18 protein-coding genes and 1 tRNA gene are annotated in these 17,824 nt (G+C 63.0%); 11 read left to right on the plus strand and 8 right to left on the minus strand.

Annotation, left to right across the window (positions count from 1 at the left end):
- Positions 1-33 precede the first annotated feature (33 nt).
- Positions 34-327: a DUF3017 domain-containing protein gene (locus AC1AXT_RS00780; protein WP_476539813.1), complete on the plus strand. Its 294-nt coding sequence runs from the start codon at positions 34-36 to the stop codon at positions 325-327.
- On the opposite strand, the gene AC1AXT_RS00785 is transcribed toward AC1AXT_RS00780, so the two are convergent.
- Entirely contained in the window at positions 286-1,278 is a 993-nt protein-coding gene (locus AC1AXT_RS00785; protein WP_476539815.1) for an MIP/aquaporin family protein, read from the minus strand. The two genes, AC1AXT_RS00780 and AC1AXT_RS00785, sit on opposite strands and share 42 nt — an antisense overlap.
- Before the next feature lie 186 nt (positions 1,279-1,464).
- Between AC1AXT_RS00785 and AC1AXT_RS00790 the strand changes: the two genes are divergently transcribed.
- The 3 genes from AC1AXT_RS00790 to AC1AXT_RS00800 all read left to right on the plus strand — a co-directional run bounded on the left by AC1AXT_RS00790 (position 1,465) and on the right by AC1AXT_RS00800 (position 4,567).
- Positions 1,465-2,238 (plus strand): pseudouridine synthase, encoded by a 774-nt coding sequence (locus AC1AXT_RS00790; protein WP_476539817.1) that lies wholly within the window; start codon positions 1,465-1,467, stop codon positions 2,236-2,238.
- A complete protein-coding gene (gene der, locus AC1AXT_RS00795; protein WP_476539819.1) occupies positions 2,235-4,367 on the plus strand; it encodes a bifunctional cytidylate kinase/GTPase Der in 2,133 nt (710 codons plus the stop codon). Before AC1AXT_RS00790 ends, der begins: the two co-directional genes overlap by 4 nt.
- A gap of 123 nt (positions 4,368-4,490) precedes the next feature.
- Positions 4,491-4,567 (plus strand) — tRNA-Pro (locus AC1AXT_RS00800).
- Between the two features lie 90 nt (positions 4,568-4,657).
- On the opposite strand, the gene AC1AXT_RS00805 is transcribed toward AC1AXT_RS00800, so the two are convergent.
- Positions 4,658-5,551: a hypothetical protein gene (locus AC1AXT_RS00805; protein ID WP_476539820.1), complete on the minus strand. Its 894-nt coding sequence runs from the start codon at positions 5,549-5,551 to the stop codon at positions 4,658-4,660.
- Positions 5,552-5,788: 237 nt separating this feature from the next.
- On the opposite strand from AC1AXT_RS00805, the gene AC1AXT_RS00810 reads away from it, so the two are divergent.
- The 7 genes from AC1AXT_RS00810 (at position 5,789) to AC1AXT_RS00840 (ending at position 13,907) form a co-directional block, all read left to right on the plus strand.
- Positions 5,789-5,965, plus strand: coding sequence for a hypothetical protein (locus tag AC1AXT_RS00810; RefSeq protein WP_476539822.1), 177 nt, complete (start codon positions 5,789-5,791; stop codon positions 5,963-5,965).
- A gap of 305 nt (positions 5,966-6,270) precedes the next feature.
- Entirely contained in the window at positions 6,271-7,719 is a 1,449-nt protein-coding gene (locus AC1AXT_RS00815) for a UTP--glucose-1-phosphate uridylyltransferase (protein WP_476539823.1), read from the plus strand.
- A 122-nt stretch (positions 7,720-7,841) separates the two neighbouring features.
- Positions 7,842-9,767 carry a helix-turn-helix transcriptional regulator gene (locus AC1AXT_RS00820; protein ID WP_476539825.1) on the plus strand — a complete coding sequence of 642 codons (1,926 nt, stop codon included), beginning with the start codon at positions 7,842-7,844 and terminating at the stop codon, positions 9,765-9,767.
- Positions 9,768-9,784: 17 nt separating this feature from the next.
- Positions 9,785-10,102, plus strand: coding sequence for a hypothetical protein (locus AC1AXT_RS00825; RefSeq protein WP_476539826.1), 318 nt, complete (start codon positions 9,785-9,787; stop codon positions 10,100-10,102).
- 18 nt (positions 10,103-10,120) lie between these two features.
- Entirely contained in the window at positions 10,121-12,718 is a 2,598-nt protein-coding gene (locus AC1AXT_RS00830; protein ID WP_476539828.1) for a DEAD/DEAH box helicase, read from the plus strand.
- 103 nt (positions 12,719-12,821) lie between these two features.
- Positions 12,822-13,169: an RNA polymerase-binding protein RbpA gene (locus tag AC1AXT_RS00835; protein WP_476539830.1), complete on the plus strand. Its 348-nt coding sequence runs from the start codon at positions 12,822-12,824 to the stop codon at positions 13,167-13,169.
- A 12-nt stretch (positions 13,170-13,181) separates the two neighbouring features.
- Positions 13,182-13,907: an HAD hydrolase-like protein gene (locus tag AC1AXT_RS00840; protein ID WP_476539832.1), complete on the plus strand. Its 726-nt coding sequence runs from the start codon at positions 13,182-13,184 to the stop codon at positions 13,905-13,907.
- A gap of 188 nt (positions 13,908-14,095) precedes the next feature.
- On the opposite strand, the gene AC1AXT_RS00845 is transcribed toward AC1AXT_RS00840, so the two are convergent.
- The 6 genes from AC1AXT_RS00845 to AC1AXT_RS00870 all read right to left on the minus strand — a co-directional run bounded on the left by AC1AXT_RS00845 (position 14,096) and on the right by AC1AXT_RS00870 (position 17,823).
- Complete coding sequence (locus AC1AXT_RS00845) at positions 14,096-14,473, minus strand: hypothetical protein (protein ID WP_476539834.1); 378 nt, start codon at positions 14,471-14,473, stop codon at positions 14,096-14,098.
- A 73-nt stretch (positions 14,474-14,546) separates the two neighbouring features.
- A complete protein-coding gene (locus AC1AXT_RS00850; protein WP_476539836.1) occupies positions 14,547-15,206 on the minus strand; it encodes a MerR family transcriptional regulator in 660 nt (219 codons plus the stop codon).
- Positions 15,207-15,245: 39 nt separating this feature from the next.
- Positions 15,246-15,683: an FHA domain-containing protein gene (locus AC1AXT_RS00855; RefSeq protein ID WP_476539838.1), complete on the minus strand. Its 438-nt coding sequence runs from the start codon at positions 15,681-15,683 to the stop codon at positions 15,246-15,248.
- Between the two features lie 5 nt (positions 15,684-15,688).
- Entirely contained in the window at positions 15,689-16,546 is an 858-nt protein-coding gene (locus AC1AXT_RS00860; protein ID WP_476539840.1) for a DUF881 domain-containing protein, read from the minus strand.
- 6 nt (positions 16,547-16,552) lie between these two features.
- Positions 16,553-16,885 (minus strand): small basic family protein, encoded by a 333-nt coding sequence (locus tag AC1AXT_RS00865; protein ID WP_476540499.1) that lies wholly within the window; start codon positions 16,883-16,885, stop codon positions 16,553-16,555.
- Positions 16,885-17,823 carry a DUF881 domain-containing protein gene (locus AC1AXT_RS00870; RefSeq protein ID WP_476539842.1) on the minus strand — a complete coding sequence of 313 codons (939 nt, stop codon included), beginning with the start codon at positions 17,821-17,823 and terminating at the stop codon, positions 16,885-16,887. Before AC1AXT_RS00870 ends, AC1AXT_RS00865 begins: the two co-directional genes overlap by 1 nt.
- Position 17,824 lies beyond the last annotated feature (1 nt).

Here is a 17,824-nt window from a genome sequence, read left to right on the forward strand (position 1 = left end):
AGGCCGGCGGCCACCATGAGAAAGGCGGCTAGCATGACAGCCCCCAAGCATCCCTACGTACCGGAAGACCATGAAGGCAAGCCATGGTGTGAATGGACGGTAGCGATACTGGTGGCGGCTTCATGCCTGCTGGCCGCCTTCGGACATGAAACGGCCGCCACCGCGGTGCTCGCGGCGACGGCCATTGCTACCGGGGTCCTCCGTCTCGCGTTGCGCGAGAAAAGCCCCTGGAAAGTGCGCTCGGTCGCGTTCGATGCGACCATCGGCATCGGGGCCGGAGTCGCCTTACTGGTCCTGTTCATCTCCATTCGGCTGATCGGCCTGTGAGATTTCCTCGCTTACCTCGGCGTTCTCCTCGATGACCGGGACGTACCCGGCAACGTCGGCCTGATCGCCGTTCTCAACGGCGGCGGCTTCGTCCTGTTCCTCCATCGCCGCGGCGGCAGGATCGGTCTCGACGAGGACGTCGCTGGCCGAACGCGCCGACAGCAGCTGGGCGACGATGATGACCAGCGCCACGATGGCGGCGGCCAGGATCGCGCAGACCCAGAACACCCACAGCTGCTTGACCGGCTCGACGGCCAGGCCCTTCTTCGTGGCGAAGATCGCGACGCCGGTAGCGCGGATCGGGTTCACCGAAGCGCCGGTCACCGGGAAGGAAAGCGCCACGGCTGCGGCGTAGGCCAGGCCCATGCCCAGTGTGTGCTCCCTGGTCGGCGCGCCGTCCTGCTTCATCGTGCGCATGGCGGCGGCCACGACGATGATCGAAGCGGCCAGCTCGACGATGATGGCGACGGTCGCGTTGAACGTCAGGCCCAGCGAATTCATCGAGGAATACAGCACGGAACCCTCATCGAAGCCGTTCACCGCCATGTTGTACCACTGGCTCGCGGTAATCGAATCGGAAGTCGGCAGGATGAGGGCGAACAGCGCGCCGGCGCCGATGCAGCCGACCAGCTGCGCGATGATGTACAGCACGCCGTCCAGCACCTTCGTCTTCGACGTCAGCATCGCCGCGACGGTGATGGCGGGATTGAACTGCGCTCCGGAAATCTTGCCGAAAATCAGCGTCATCGCCGCATAGACCACGCCGGTTCCCAGAGCCATGTAGGCCATGTTCACGCTGTAGAACGCCGAGCCGAACGTGCACATCAGGTAGATGGCGAGGCAGATGAGCAGGCTGCCTGCGAATTCAGCCAGCACGCGGGCCCATATCGAATGCTTCTGCAGCGCCCCCTCGTTGGCGGGTGCAGCCGCAACACTATCAACAGCAGTCATATCTTTCCTTTAATCTTGTATACGTTGTGCGGGAAAAACCGCACGGGGGAGACGGCATTCCGCCCCCTCCGCTGTACAATACTAGACAATGCCGCAGCGCTTTCCTTGAAAAATTCAGGGAATGGGCACCGCGGCGAGCACTGTCCATGCCGCCGCGGGCGGCCAACAGGCCACGTTGGGAGAACGATGCCACACGCATATAGCCAGGCCAAGAAGGCCCATGCAGACAACAATGAAGGAATCCGGCTCCAGAAGTTCCTGGCGCAGGCAGGATTCGGATCGCGCCGCAAATGCGAGGAAATGATTACCGATGGCCGCGTCGAAGTCGATGGCGAGCTCGTCACGACGCTCGGCAGCCGCGTCGACCCGTCGCGCCAGCAGGTGCGCGTCGACGGATCGCGCGTGCGCGTCAACCCGAACCACGTCACCCTCGCGCTGAACAAGCCCAAGCGCGTGCTGAGCGCCATGGATGACCCGAAGGGGCGCTACACGCTGCGCGACATCGTCGGCGACAAGTACGACCGTATTTTCCATATGGGGCGCCTCGACTACGATTCCGAGGGCCTCATCCTCATGACGAACGACGGCGAGCTCTCGCAGCACGTCATGCACCCGAAATACGAAGTGGAGAAGACCTACATCGCCACGCTCGAAGGGCATATGAGCGGCACCGTCGCCCACCGCCTGGTCAAGACCGGCGTCCAGCTCGACGATGGCTGGATCAAGCTCGACAAGTGCACGATCCTCGATTCCAACCGCGAAACGACTATGGTCAAGGTCGTCCTGCATTCCGGCAAGAACCGCATCGTCAGGCGCATCTTCGGCTCGATCGGCTTCCCGGTGCGCCGGCTGGTGCGCACGCAGATCGGCCCGATCAAGCTCGGCGACCTTAAGCCCGGCTCCTACCGCGTGCTTTCGCAGACGGAAGTGCGTTCGCTGTCCAAGGAGGTCGGCCTGTGATCCGCGTAGCCATCGACGGCCCCGCAGGGGTCGGCAAATCGTCCACCGCCAAGGCCCTGGCGCGCTATTTCGGCTTCGCGTACCTCGATACCGGGGCCATGTACCGCGCTGCCGCGTGGTGGGTCATGGATCAGGGCATCGACCTCGACGCTGACTCGCTTGATGAGCGCGAGATCACCGAAACGGTCGGAAGGCTCTTCGCGGACGGCCATATCGACATCTCCGTCGACCCCGACCATCAGGCCATCACCGTGGACGGCGTCGACATCAGCGAGCAGATCCGCAGCAGCGAGGTCTCCTCCCATGTGTCGAAGGTTTCGAACATCATTCCGGTGCGTCACCTGCTCATTGCGGCGCAGCGCGCCTACATCGCCGCCGAGGGGCCCGAGGAATCGTTCTCCGAAGGCCGCGGCATCGTGGCCGAGGGCCGCGACATCACCACCGTCGTAGCCCCCGACGCCGAGGTGCGCGTGCTGCTGACGGCCCGCGAGGACGTGCGGCAGGCACGCCGCAACGGCCAGGCCTCGGCCGGCTCCGCGGGCGCCGAAGACGTCGCCGCCCGCGACCGCCAGGATTCGAAGGTGACGAACTTCACCGAGGCCAGCGGGGGAGTGGCGACCGTCGACAACTCGGACCTGACGTTCGAGGAGACGTTCGACGTCATCTCGGGGCTGGTGGAAGACGCCATCGAAACGCAGGAATACGAGCGCTACGCCGCCAATCTCGAAGGCTACGAACTCGACGAGGGCGACGAGGGGCTCATCGACGGCTCGGTGTTCGACGCCGGAACGGAGCGCGCCAAGGCGAAGCCCGTAGGCGTCCTTGCCGTCGTCGGACGGCCCAACGTCGGCAAGTCGACGCTGGTCAACCGCATCCTCGGGCGCCGCGCCGCCGTCGTGGAGGACACCCCGGGCGTTACGCGCGACCGCGTCAGCTACGATGCCGAGTGGGCCGGCACCGATTTCAAGCTCGTCGACACCGGCGGCTGGGAGGCGGACGTCGAGGGCATCGATTCAGCCATCGCCAGCCAGGCGCAGATCGCCGTCGAGCTGGCCGACGCCGTCATCCTCGTCGTTGACGGCCAGGTAGGACTGACCGATACCGACGAGCGGATCGTCAAGATGCTGCGCCAGGCCGGCAAGCCGGTTACGCTGGCCGTCAACAAGGCCGACGACCGCAATGCCGACATGATGGCCTCCGAATTCTGGAGGCTTGGGCTGGGGGAGCCGTACCCGATTTCCGCCATGCACGGCCGCGGCATCGGCGAGATGCTCGACGAGGCGATTGGCCAGCTGAAGAAGGCCGAACGCACCTCCGGGTTCCTCACGCCGAGCGGGCTGCGCCGCGTGGCGCTCGTCGGGCGCCCGAACGTCGGCAAGTCGTCGCTGCTCAACCAGCTGGCGCATTCCGAACGTTCCGTGGTCAACGACCTGGCCGGCACGACGCGCGACCCGGTGGATGAAATCGTCGACGTGGACGGCGAGGACTACCTGTTCATCGACACTGCGGGCATCAAGCGACGCCAGCATAAGCTATCGGGGGCGGAATACTATTCGTCGCTGCGCACGCAGGCCGCCATCGAGCGCTCCGAGCTGGCCCTCGTGCTGTTCGACGCCTCGCAGCCCATTTCCGACCAGGATCTCAAGGTCATGAGCTCGGCAGTCGACGCCGGCCGCGCCGTCGTGCTGGTGTTCAACAAGTGGGACCTGATGGACGACTTCGACCGCCAGCGCATGGAACGGCTCTGGAAGACCGAATTCGAACGCGTCACGTGGGCGCAGCGCGTCAACCTGTCCGCCAAGACGGGCTGGCACACCAACCGCCTTGGCCGCGCCATGCGCCAGGCCCTGGAATCGTGGGACCAGCGCGTTCCTACCGGCAAGCTCAACGCGTTCCTCGGCAAGATCCAGGCCGCGCACCCCCATCCGCTGCGCGGCGGCAAGCAGCCGCGCATCCTGTTCGCCACGCAGGCTTCCGCGCGGCCTCCGCGTTTCGTCATCTTCGCCAGCGGCTTCCTCGAGCACGGCTACCGCCGCTTCCTTGAGCGCAAGCTGCGCGAAGAATTCGGCTTCGAAGGCTCCCCGATCCAGATTTCGGTGAACGTGCGCGAAAAGAAGAAGCGCAAGTAGCAATCGCTCATGCCAATGGATGCCGGCGCGTCGCGGCGCGCCGGCATTTTGCTTTCGCCGCGAACCGTGGTATGTTTTCAACTCGGTGCTTCGCGCGGAACAATCCGGGCAAACGGCGCCGTTCGGACCATAGCGCAGTTTGGTAGCGCACTTGACTGGGGGTCAAGGGGTCGCGGGTTCAAATCCCGCTGGTCCGACCAGAAACGTTGAAAACCCGCCATTCTTGGCGGGTTCTCGCGTTCACGGATCCGGTTTTCTGTCACAAATTGGCACAACGTCCGCACGCTGAATCATCCCGCTTCCTCAGGGGCGGCGACCGTTTCTTCATCTGGCTCCGCCGATATCGACACCACCGATACGGCTTCGCTGCGTTCTTCAACCTGAGCGGAGCGCTCTTCTCGTTGAAGACGTTCCTTGAACTCCGGGGTGAGCTCGAGGTCGTCTTCATCGGTCAATTCTCCCTTGGCACGGCGAACGAGCATGTCGGCGAAACGCCTGCCCATCGGCTTGAACGTAGCATAGGTGATGGCGCCGGATACGAAGCCGCCGATGACAGGGACTGCATGGGTCACCGCAGACTGGACGGTCTGCTTGGTGACCTTGACTCCGATGAGGGCAGCGACCTTCTTCATGGGAAGATACCAGAAGGTTTTTGTCAGGGCCATGCCGGCGACTTTCTTGCCCACGTTTTCGCTGGCTTTTTTGGAAACCGCCAGAATCAGCGCGGCGGAACCGCTCACGCCAAGCATGGCGCCCAGATAAGCGACAATGCGGGCCTGGGTCTCCTCGGATAATTCATCGAGATCGTCCCGGAACAGTTCATCGTCCCCGAACAGATATGCCAGTTTCTGGGCCATATTCAGAGCGAAACCGAAATATTGCGCTACATCACCGCCTCCAGCGGCAACCATGAGGGCTGGATTGCTGGGGAGCCCGGCGACGAACGAGGTCAACGACGTGCTGTTTGTGCTGGCCGCAATGACCTTATCAGCCCTTTTCCGCAGAGAGTCGGGGGTATATACGCTTTGAGGGCCATTCTCAAGTATCTGATCGATATAAGGGGATTTCTCGAATTGCTTGCGCAGAAAAGCCTCCCGGTCAACGCGGACCACGGGAAGCTTGGCGAGAGCGGTTACGGTATCCATCGCCTTTTTCGTCATTTCGTCAGTATCCAGCTTCGCCACGGCAACCCTTTCGTCATATATTCCCATTGAAAGTATAAAAGGATTTCCGGTTCATGAAGATACATGCAGATGTTTATCCAGAAATCGCCGTCCGACGTTGCCGGACTGCGCACTGCAATGGTTTGAGGCGCCGGCGTTCAATGCGTATTCTCCACCGTATTTCTTCGGGGCATCCTGCGCAAAATGCGTCCACACGCAGCGGCGCGCCCTGAGCATTGGCGCGCTAGAGTTGCCGTTATGGCAAGGAAATGGTTCATCATCATCGCCGTCGCGCTCGTCGCCATCGCCCTGGCGCTCAAGATCGCGGGCTTCTCGCCGTGGGTATGCGCGCCACTGGTGCTTGCGGCCGCCATTGTCGGCGTCATCGGCATCTTCAAGGACGACCCCGATGACCAGGACGCGCCGCACGCCTAGGGGATCGTCCGGCTGGACGCAGCGGCGCGCCAGTTGTTCCAGGAATGCGCCGCACGCCTAGGGGATCGGCGCTTCTTTCCGCCGACGCCATGGATGTCTAGACTAAGCCAAATTGCACCATCGGCGATGTTCGATTACACTGACGGTATCCAATATTCGGCGCTTTCGCCGGATATTCTTTTTTTGCGTGCGGCGCGTTCCGCCACGCAGGCCGCAAAAGAGGGGACTACAGTAGACTCGGGAATTCAACGGAATTCGGCTGGTTAAGCGATTTCGTTCCAACCGCGACGAAAGGGTTAAACGGCATGGCCGACGTGTTTGAACCGTCCGCAGCCAAAATGCGCGACAACGGCATGAGCGAAATGGCGATTTCGCAGTTCCATAGGCTCTACGACGTATGGGAGAGCGGCGAGGACACCGCCTGGATCCGCGAAGAAGACGTCGATCCGCTGACGCGCATCCCGAGCTTCCACGACGTGTACGAAACCATCAACCACGACAAGGCCATCGACGCGTTCGCCAAGACGGCGTTCCTCAAGCTCAATGGCGGCCTGGGCACCTCGATGGGCCTCGACTGCGCCAAATCGCTGCTCCCGGTACGCCGCCACAAGGCCAGGCCGATGCGCTTCATCGACATCATTCTCGGGCAGGTCGTCACGGCGCGCCAGCGCCTGGGCATCGAGCTGCCGCTGACGCTGATGAACTCGTTCCGCACTTCGAAGGACACGATGAAGGTACTGGAAAAGCACCCGTTCTTCACTCAGGAAGGGGTTCCCGTCGAAATCATCCAGCACCAGGAACCCAAGATTGACGCGTCCACCGGACGCCCGGTGGACTATCCGCAGAACCGCGAGCTTGAATGGTGCCCGCCCGGTCACGGCGACCTGTTCGCCACCGTCTGGGAATCCGGCCTGCTGGACATCCTCGAGGAACGGGGCTTCCAGTACCTGTTCATTTCCAATTCGGACAACCTGGGCGCGCGCCCTTCGCGCACGCTCGCCCAGCATTTCGAGAATACCGGCGCGCCGATCATGATCGAGGTTGCCCGGCGCACCAGCGCCGACCGCAAGGGCGGCCATATCGTGCGCGACAAGGCCACCGGACGCCTCATGCTGCGCGAGATGACGCAGGTGCATCCGGACGACAAGCATGATGCGATGGACATCCACAAGCATCCGTTCTTCAACACCAACAGCATCTGGGTGCGCATCGACGCGCTCAAGGAGCTGCTGGCCAAATACGACGGCGTGCTGCCGCTGCCCGTCATCCGCAACATGAAGACCGTCGATCCGACGGATCCGGATTCCGCTGAGGTCGTCCAGCTGGAGACCGCCATGGGTTCCGCCGTCAGCCTATTCGACGGCGCCATCTGCGTGGAGGTCGACCGCATGCGCTTCCTGCCGGTCAAGACCACCGACGACCTGTTCATCATGCGTTCCGACCGGTTCCATCTCACCGATTCCTACGAAATGGAAGACGGCAACTACCTGTTCCCGGACATCAAGCTCGACCCGAGGTACTACAAGAACATCCATGACTTCGACGAACGCTTCCCCTATTCGGTGCCGTCGCTGGCGGCGGCCAATTCGGTGACGATAGAAGGGGACTGGACCTTCGGGCGCAACGTCAGCTTCTACGGCGACGCCGTGCTGGAGGATTCGGGACGGCCGAACTACGTGCCCAACGGCGAATACGTCGGGCCTCAGGGCGTGGAGCCGGACGAATGGCTGTTCCATCACATGCCGGAAAAATAAAAACAGGGCATTTTCAACATTTTGGTCATCGTGTACTGAAAAAGCATCTATCATAGATAACCAGAGCATGGTGCAAACCGTGCGCACACTTACAGCACACCATAACGATACGGTAGGACTTAATGGTAGAAGGCAGTAACGGAAGGCGCCGCTTCTCGGACAAGTGGGGCAAGCACGAACTCGACGTACTCGCAGTATTGTCATCGGCTTTCCCGCAATGGCTCACTTCCCGCCAGATTGCACAGCGTGTGAAGGCATACGCCGATTCGTACGGAGAACTCGCCGATCAGGCCGCCAAGGCGGCTTTCGCCAAGCAATTCCAGCGCGACCGCGCCAAGCTCGCCGCCATGGGCATCGCCATCGAGTCCCGCCAGCCGGAATACTCGTCGAAGTCGGAGGGGCAGGACTTCGCGTCCTATCGCCTGCAGCTCGGCGACGAACCGCGCATCAGGCTGCGCTTCATGCCCGAGGACATGCCCGTCCTTGCGGCCGCCAATTACCTGGCGCGCTCGATGTCCATTTCCTCCGCCCCCGATCCGGCGCAGCAACAGCAGCACGCCTCGCGCACCGCGCCACGGGTGCCGCAGACCCCGATGCCGGGGCTTGGCCTGGACTCCATCGCGCCCGGGCTCGGCACGCAGCACATTCCCGAAAACCTCGTCAAGGAAGTCGATTCGCGCCGTTTCGCGGCCACCATCGACGTTGACGGGGAGCATATCAACGTCGCCTACAGCGATTCGGACGACCTGGCGATGTTCGTGCTCGAGCATCCCGGCGCCGTCATCGTCAGCCCGCGCGAAGCCGTCGAGGCCTACCACCGCAGGCTTGAAGCCGCCACCCAGTTCCAGCTTGCCGACGCTTCCGCCGACACTCCGGGCGCGACGGTCATGGCGAAGTCGATTTCCCCTGCGGGACAGGACGACGAGGACGACGACGAGGAGCCGTCCAAGGGCCACGGCAAGAAGGGCTCGTTCCAGACCGGCAGCGAAGTGGACCGCCGCCTGCGCCTGATGCTGTTCCTTTCGGCGCATCTGGGGGAGGAGTACTCGCTCGATGAGCTCGCCGTGAGGTTCATCGGCCGCCCGAAGAACGACGAGGAACTCAAGAAGTTCGTCGCCACCATCCACAAGGACATCAACACGCTGACGACGGTTTCCGACGACGGCGAAATGGCCGGCAGCCAGTTCTTCGATATCGACTGGTCGCTGCTGGATTCCGAGGGCATCGTGTCGGCGACCAATTCGCTGGGCCTTGAGCGTCTCGCGGGCATTTCCCCGCAGTACATGAGCATGCTCACCGCGTCGGTGAACTATCTCGCCCATTCCCGCCTGCTGCCCGTCGACCAGCGCGACCAGGCGCGTTCGCTGCATGAGCGGCTGCGCAAGCACGTCACGCCCGGGGCGACGCCGTGGGTGAGCCTGACTGGCTACGAGGTGGAGCCCCACAGCTTCTCGACCGTGCAGTCGGCGATCAACAACCACAAGCTGCTCGATATGGAGTTCACCGACGGTTCCGGGCGCCTGCACCGCAAGATCGTCGCCCCGTCGAAGATCTTCGCCGACGAGGGGCTGTACTACGTGGCCGTCTGGACCGACGTCGAGGCCGCCACCCCGGAGAGCAAGAAACTGCTCGTTGCCAAGGACGAAACGATCAACAAGGCCACCGGCAAGCCGCGCATCTGGCAGATTCTGCGCATCGCCCGCATCGAGCATGCCGAAATCGTCGACCCCGTCGCCCAGCTCAACGTGCCGGACGTGCCCGTCAGCGACCTGCGCAAGTGGAGCGTCGACAACGGCACGCCGGCGGTATTCATCACCGACCAGCCGCACCTGAACTTCATCCGCACGCTGTCCGATGCACATGTCGAGCCGTGCGGCGAGGGGGAGAAGGTGCACCTTACCATCCAGTCGGACTCCTGGTTCGTGGCGTTCTGCATTGCTCACGCTCGGCATATTATCGCCGTCGCGCCCGAAACGCTCCGTACAATGATTATTGCGCGCGCACAGCGCGAACTGAGCGTTGGAGAGCGGGACTCCAAGTCCCGCTGACCTAGGGAGGAGGCAACATGCCTGGTTGGATCTGGCTCGTCCTCGTCGTGTTCATGCTTGCGATGCTGGCGACCGGCGTCCTGTACGTCGTCGTCCATGCCGTGCGCGCGGTCAAGAAAGCGTCCGCCGTCGGCGACGCGGTATCCTCGACGCTCGGCAAAATGAGCGTTGACGCCGATGCCGTCGCCCCTGGCGAACCGGCCATATTCACGCAGCCTCTGAGCACTGCGGCCGACCGCTACTCGCAAGCCCACGCGCAGGTCATCCGGCGCCAGGAGGCTCGCCGTAACCGTTACGCCGGCATCTGGAGCAAGTGGCTGCATTTCAACGATTAATGCGGAGCGTAAGAATCCATGACACGTCATCGTCATCATAAGAGCAACCGCGCCGATGCCGAGGACATCGCCGAACCGACCCCTGCGCAGCGCTACGCCGCCTTTCAGGAGACCAAGCGCCGTCGCGCGTCGGTAACGCAGCAGTTCGCCGACAAGATGCCCTTCGATCTGGACGAGTTCCAGATGGAGGCGAACCAGGCGCTGGAGGACGGCTCGAACGTGCTGGTCGCGGCGCCTACAGGCGCCGGCAAGACCGTCGTCGCCGATTTCGCCGTCTTCCTGGCGCAGCAGCAGAACGCGAAGGCGTTCTATACGACGCCGATCAAGGCGCTGAGCAACCAGAAATACCATGACCTCGTCGCCGTCTACGGCCCGGACAAGGTCGGCCTGCTCACTGGCGACACGTCGATCAATTCGGAAGCCGATATCGTCGTCATGACGACCGAAGTGCTGCGCAACATGCTCTACGAACGCTCGAACACGTTGCAGGCGCTGCGCTACGTCGTACTCGACGAGGTCCATTACCTCGCCGACAAATTCCGCGGGCCGGTGTGGGAGGAAGTGATCATCCACCTTCCCCAGACCGTCAAGATCGTCGGACTGTCCGCAACCGTCTCGAACGTCGAGGACTTCGCGAAGTGGATCACCTCGGTGCGCGGCGACACGAAGCTCGTCGTATCCGAGCACCGTCCGGTGCCGCTTGACCAGTACGTGCTCGTGCAGAAGGATGCACGCACCGAGCCCGAACTCTTCGACCTCTATCGCCGCGGCGAGGACGGCGAGCAGACCGTCAAGCTCAACGGCAGGCTCACCAGCCGGCTCGACGAGTTCGACCATCTCGCCGAACGCCGGCGCGGCGCGCAGAAGGAACGCGGCCGGCGAGGCTACGGCAAGGGCGGCAAGCGCCAGCCCCGCATGAAGGCGGAGACCCGCTATATGCCCCGGCGCTGGGCCGTCGTCGACGAGCTGCATTTCCTGCACATGCTGCCGGCAATCTACTTCATCTTCTCGCGCAACGGCTGCGACGAGGCGGTAGAGCAATGCCTCAACGCCGGGCTCGAGCTGACCACCGACGAAGAGGTGGCGCGCATCCGGCAGATCGTCGACGAGATGGTGCAGGGCCAGCTGACGCGCGAAGACCTCAAGACGCTGGAATTCAACAAGTTCCGCTACGCGCTCGAGGAGGGGTTCGCCGCGCACCATGCCGGCATGATCGCGCTGTTCCGGCAGATCGTCGAGCGTCTGTTCGAAGAGGGCCTGATCAAGGTCGTGTTCGCGACCGAGACGCTGGCGCTCGGCATCAACATGCCGGCACGCAGCGTCGTCGTCGAAAGCCTGCAGAAATACGATGGCACGGGCATCGTCGGCCTGACGCCGGGGGAGTTCACCCAGCTGACCGGACGCGCAGGGCGCCGCGGCATCGACACGATCGGCAACGCCATCGTCATCGACCACCGCGATTTCAAGCCGGCGACGGCGGCTGCGCTGTCCAGCAAGCGAGTCTATCCGCTGCATTCGAGCTTCAAGCCGACGTTCAACATGGCCGTCAACCTGCTCAATTCCAGCGACTACGAAACGGCCCGCACCACGCTGGACCATTCCTTCGCGCAGTGGGAGGCCAACGAATCCGCATGGAAGCTGGAAGCCAATATCGAGGCGCTGAAGCGTTCCCTTGACGGCTACGAGAAGGCGTTCGCCTGCGAGGAAGGCGATTTCAGGGATTTCATGGAGATCCGCATGGCCCTGAGCGATTTGCAGAAGAACGAACGCCGGCGCCTCAAGCACACGCAGTTCGCCAACGCCAAGGCGCGTACGCGGGCCTTCCAGGACCTGGACCGGCGCATCGCCGAGCTGAAGGAAGAGGAAGCGAACCATCCGTGCCGCCAGTGCCCGGACCTGCAGCAGCATCTCAAGTGGGGTCACCGCTGGGCACGCGAAATGCGCGAATTGGAGCGCATGGAGGACCGCTATGAATCCCGTACCGGTTCGGTTGCGCGCCAGTTCGACCGCATCTGCACGATCCTCGCTTCACTGGGATACCTGGAACGCGCCGACCGCGACGGCCATGTCGACTACCGGCTGACGGAACGCGGCCAGCTGCTTCGGCGCCTGTACAGCGAGCGGGACCTGACGCTGGCGCAGGCGATTACGGACGGCACGTTCGACGGGCTGAACGCCGCCGAGCTCGCGTCGGTGCTCTCGTCGCTCATCTACGAGGCGCGCCGCGGCATGAGCAGCGAGCCGAAGTACTATCCGGGGGGAGCGGATGGCCATGTCGCCAAGGCCGCGGCTGCCCTGGAGGACGTCGACGAGCGCATCATGGTGCTGTGCGAGGATGCCGGCATGGACGAGGATCTCTTCCAGCCCATCGACTTCGGCATCGCCGACATCGTCTATGAATGGGCGGACGGCGATTCGCTGGCCGAAGTGCTGGACGGCACCGAGCTGACCGGCGGCGATTTCGTGCGCAATGCCAAGCGGCTTGCCGACATGCTCCAGCAGATCGCCGTCGCCGAACCGTACCTCGGCCCCGATGGCGCCGCGCTGGCCGATGCCGCACGGCTTGCCTTCGACCGGGTCAACCGCGGCATCGTCGCCTACACCGGCGTCGACTGATCCGCAATCCGCGACGCAGCCAGCGGGGACGGGGGAGAGGAATAAACCCCTCGTCCCCGCTGTTTTGTAGCGTGGTCGTATATTGTTTTCAGGAAGGAAAACCATGGCAGAACGTAGCTTGCGAGGCATGAGCATCGGCGCGAAGTCCCTGGAATCGGACGACAACGTCGATTTCGCCGCCCGCAGCGAGGTCGCCTACGTATGCCCGAAGGGCCACCGCACGATCCTTCCCTTCGCCGAAGGCGCCGAAGCGCCGGCCGAATGGGAATGCCGCTGCGGCGCAGTAGCGCATCGCGAAGATGAAGACGAGAGCGAAGCGAACGAAATCACGAAGCCCACGCGTACGCACTGGGACATGCTCCTTGAGCGCCGTACCGAAGAGGAACTCGCCGATTTGCTGGAGAAGCGGCTGCAGATGCACCGCGACGGCTGGTTCCCGGACTACGAGTAAGGAAACGATTCATTGGCCAGCCATCCTCAACATGTCGTCCTGCTCGATCTGGACGGCACGCTTACCAAGTCCGACCCAGGCATCATCGGCTGCGTCATCAAGGCCTTCCAGGCCGTCGGGGAGCCCGTTCCCGACGATGACGAACTGCAGCGCTTCATCGGCCCGGCGATCATCGAATCGCTGCGCCGCAACCACGTGCCCGAATCCAAGCTCGACCGGACCATCGCGACGTACCGCCATTACTATGGCGACGAGCCTACGTTCGACGATCCGGCCAATCCGGGCCAGAAGGTGCCCGGCTGCCTGTACAACGCGCTGTACGACGGCATCGAGGAACAGCTGGGACAGCTGCGCGACGACGGGTTCTACCTGGCCATCGCCACCTGCAAGCCCGAATACCAGGCCGTGCCGATCTGCCGGCATTTCGGCCTCGACCGCATGGTCGACGGCATTTTCGGCGCCAGCACCGACAACAGCCGGCTGGACAAGGACCAGGTCATCCGCTATGCGTTCGACCGCATCGGCTTCGACGCACAAGGCGGCGATCGTGCGCTGATGGTCGGCGACCGCTGGACGGATGTCGACGGCGCCAAGGCATGCGGCCTGGATTGCCTAGGCTGTGGCTGGGGCTACGCCGAACCCGGAGAGCTCAGCGAACACGGCGCGTACCGCGTCATCGGCCAGGTCGGCGAACTGTCCGGCGCCGTACGCGAATATTTCGCGCAGCCGGAACGCTGACCGTTCAATCTCAGATTTTTCGCAAACGGGAAACGCTGCCAACGTACGAACGTATATGGCAGCGTTTTCCATATTCCTGTAATAAAAATCCCGTATCCGAAAATATCCGATAAGGTACGTTATGTCAGATTAGATATCCGGAACATCTCCCCGCGCGCCCCGGAAACGTTCCTTGCATGCTTGCATCGTTATTGCTCATCGTGCAGCGCATTGGCTGCACGCAGCGTCTTCTCGACTTCGCTTTTCATGGCGCGGCGTGCCTGCAGATACATCAGCGCCAGTTCGGCGCCGACCAGCACGACCGCGACGACGGCGCTGGGAATGCCGAGCCGCTGGTACAGATGCAGCGTATGCTCCTTCAGCGATCCCTCGATGGACAGGAAAATCGGATACGGCATCGCCAGCAGGATCAGCGATACGAAATGCATGCCGACAACGCTCCAGCTCACCGGGCGCACCGGCGCGCCGGTATCGGTGAAGTAATGGCTGCGCAACACGCATACGACGATGACCAGCAACGCGCACGCGGCGCCGATCATCCAAAGCATGGCAGGCAAAGCGCTCATGACGGCTCCCTTCATAGGTCTAATCTGACATAACGTTTTACCGGGAAAATAGGAACGCCCCTTCGTGTCCCGATTAGTCGATCAGCGTATGGGACGGCACCGATTCCGGCGGTTCCTGCGGCATTTCATTGCCGGCGGCAGCACGGGCCATGCGGCGATGCTCGAGCTTGCGGCGCATGCGGCTTGCGGCGAGCTCGTCGATGGGACGTACCGACACCTGCGCATGCGTCTTGCCCGCGCCGGCGTCGTCAAGAACGGTGTACTCCTCCCCCTCCAGCGCTTCAGCGGTGCGATGCCAGATCGACCCCACCGAAATGCCGAATACCGCATGCCCGCTGCCCAGCAGCCGCGCGATGTCGTCAGGCTGGCGGCATTCATGGACGGCCGTTCCGTCGCACAGGATCGTCGTGTGCTCAAGGGCCGCCGTCTCCTTGCTCATCAGGTACTCTATCGCCGACGTCACGTTCTGCAGGTTGACGCCGACGTCCAGCAGCTGCTTGGAGACGGCAAGGATGACGATGTCCTTGAACGAATACAGGCGCCGCGAACCGGAGCCGTGCGAAGGCGTGATGGATGGCTCCACAATCTGCTTGCGGGCCCAATAGTCCAGCTGCCGGTAGGTGATGCCGGCGACCTTCGAAGCGACGGTCCCCCGGTAGCCGCGGCCATCCTCGGCGTCGCCGGCAACGTCGAACAGCTCTCCCTGCACAAGCTCGCGCGCGGCACCATCCATCGCACCCACTCCCCTTTCGACGGGCATGCAGCCTTCCGGCTACCCCTTGAACGATGCGTTCGTGAAGAACACGAGGCGGAACTTGCCGATCATGATCTCGTCGCCGTCATGCAGCACCGCCTGGTCTACGCGCTGGCGGTTGACGTAGGTGCCATTGAGGCTGCCGGCATCGATGACGGCATAGGTCCCCGCCGTACGGCGGAACACCGCGTGGGCGCGCGATACCGTCGAATCGTCCAGCAGGATGTCGGCGCGCGGATCGCGCCCTACGGTCACCTCGTCTTCGTCAAGCAGGTAGCGCGATCCCGAAACGGCGCCGCGCGTGGAAATGAGCAGCGCGGTGTTGTCGGAAAGCCTCGAGATGGTATCGAGGTCCTCCTGCGTCAACGGACGGTCTCCGGTCGCCGTGACCGGAATGTGGATTGCGGGCAGGCCGATGATGGTGGTCTCGCCCGCGGTAGGAATCGGATCAGTCATAAGAGTCATTCTACAATCTTCGCGTACTTATAGTCGGACACGCTCTGAACTTCCGTGATTTCAACGTCGTCGGACAGCTCGATCGTGACCGTCGCCCCGAACTTGACCTGCAGCTGCGAACCTACGCCGCCAGCCATGTTGATGGCGTTCTGCAGGTTGGCCTTGTCCCCGATGGCCTTGATGGTATACGGCGACGACAGCATTTTCCCGTCGCATTGCAGCCCTGCCGTCGTTTCCGCGACGTACGTGGACGTCACGACGCGCACGTCGTTGATGGCGATGACCTCCGCGCCGGCGTTGCGCAGTTCCTCGATGACGTTGAACATCGTCGAGGCGTCGATGTCCTTCTTGGTGCCCTGCGTAATCCGGACGATAATCCCCTCCCCCTTGGCGGGCAGCCGCCCGGAAAGGATGCCGCTGGTCGCTTCGTTTTCCTGCGCGATCTTTTCAGCCTGCGCCTCCTTGTCGGCTGCCTCCTGCAGGCTCGTCAGCTGACTGGTCAGCTCGTTCTTGCGCTCCTCGAGGCTCTGCGCCTGAGAGCTGGTCTCGCTTAGCAGGCGCGTCAGCTCGGTTTCGCTCATCGTTTCGTAGGACAGGTCGGTGTTGTTCAGCTGGATGACGTACGCGTAGGCGAGCATGGCGCACAGCGCAGCCACCAGCAGGCTGGAGACGAGCTTGGCGCGCAGCGAACGGCTGCGTTCGGACAGCTCCTTGCGCTTCGCGTTCTTGCGCACGACGGGAAACGCGCCGGTCGCGGTGTTGTCGTTCTTGCGGTCCCGGGCACGCTGCCGGCTGATGTTCTGCGACGGCACCGCGGGGATGTCGTCGCGGGTGGAATCGCCCTGGTCATGCCGTTCAGCCATGGTCGCTCAGCCCTTGAAGATGAAGCGCCGGATCGTCGAGACATTCGAGAAGATCCGTATGCCAAGCACGACGATGACGGCGGTGGACAGCTGCGAGCCCACGCCCAGCTGGTTGCCCAGCAGGACCAGCAGCGTGGCGGTGATGACGTTCGAGAAGAACGAGATGACGAAGACCTTGTCGGAGAAGCTGCGCTCGAAGTAGGCGCGCGCGGCGCCCAGCAGCGCATCCAGCGCGGCCACGACCATGATCGGAAGGTACGGCTGGAGCACCACCGGAATATCGGGACGCACGAACACGCCGATGACCACGCCGATAATCAGACCTAGGACCGCTGCCATCATTCACCCTTCTGCGCATAGACCGGCGTCGTCGAGCTGGCTCCGGAAAGCTTCATCGAATTCGACTTCGTAATGGTAGGATACACGCCCATCTGTTCATATGACGAATAGAGGCTCGGCAGGTTCTTCTCGCCGAGGAAATCGGCCATGCCGTTCTTGTCCCCTATCGCCTGGATCTTGAACGGGGTCTCTATCGGCGTCGTGCCGACGAGGATCTGCGAACCCGCGGTACGGATCGAGGTCTGCGTGCCGATGCGCACGCCATTGACGGCGACCGCTTCAGCGCCTGCCTGCCACGCAAGGTTGACCCATTGCTGCAGGTCGGTATCGGTGACGACCCTCTTGACGGCGCCCGACGCATCGACCGGCTCCTCGAGCGTAAGCGCAATGCCCGGCCCCTCGACGGCGAGCAGCCCCGCAGCCATGTCGTCGGCGCGCACCGACGCGATTGCCGAGTCGTCGGTCTTCTTGTCCTTTTCGGCCTTGACCTGCGATTCCAGCCTGGAGACCTGTCCCTCCAGGTCCTTGACCTTCGCGTTGTTCTCCGACAGCTGCGAGGCGAGCGTCTGCCGCACTTCCTTGCGCGGATCGGACTGCAGCAGCCTGACGAACGCCGCCGAGCTGATGCCGACGGCGATGCAGATGAGGAACACGACGATGCGCGTCGCCCAGTAGGCCAGCGGGGAATCCGGCTTCCTGGCCAGCCTCGAATCCGAATACAGCACATCCAGCGGCCGGTTGGTCAGATCGTCGATCAGCTGCATCGAGTCGTCTCCGCCCCGGCGCCGGCGCGCCTTGACGCGCCCGATTTCGTCCGGCGACTGCGCATGATGCGATTCGAGGCCGAATACGTCGCGGGAAAAGACGGCGCGCCTGCGTGCTGGCTTGTCCTGTTCGGACACCGGGAACACAGGCGCGCTGGCATCGCGGATGGACATT

The sequence above is a fragment of the Bifidobacterium sp. LH_450 genome (genome assembly GCF_056356715.1).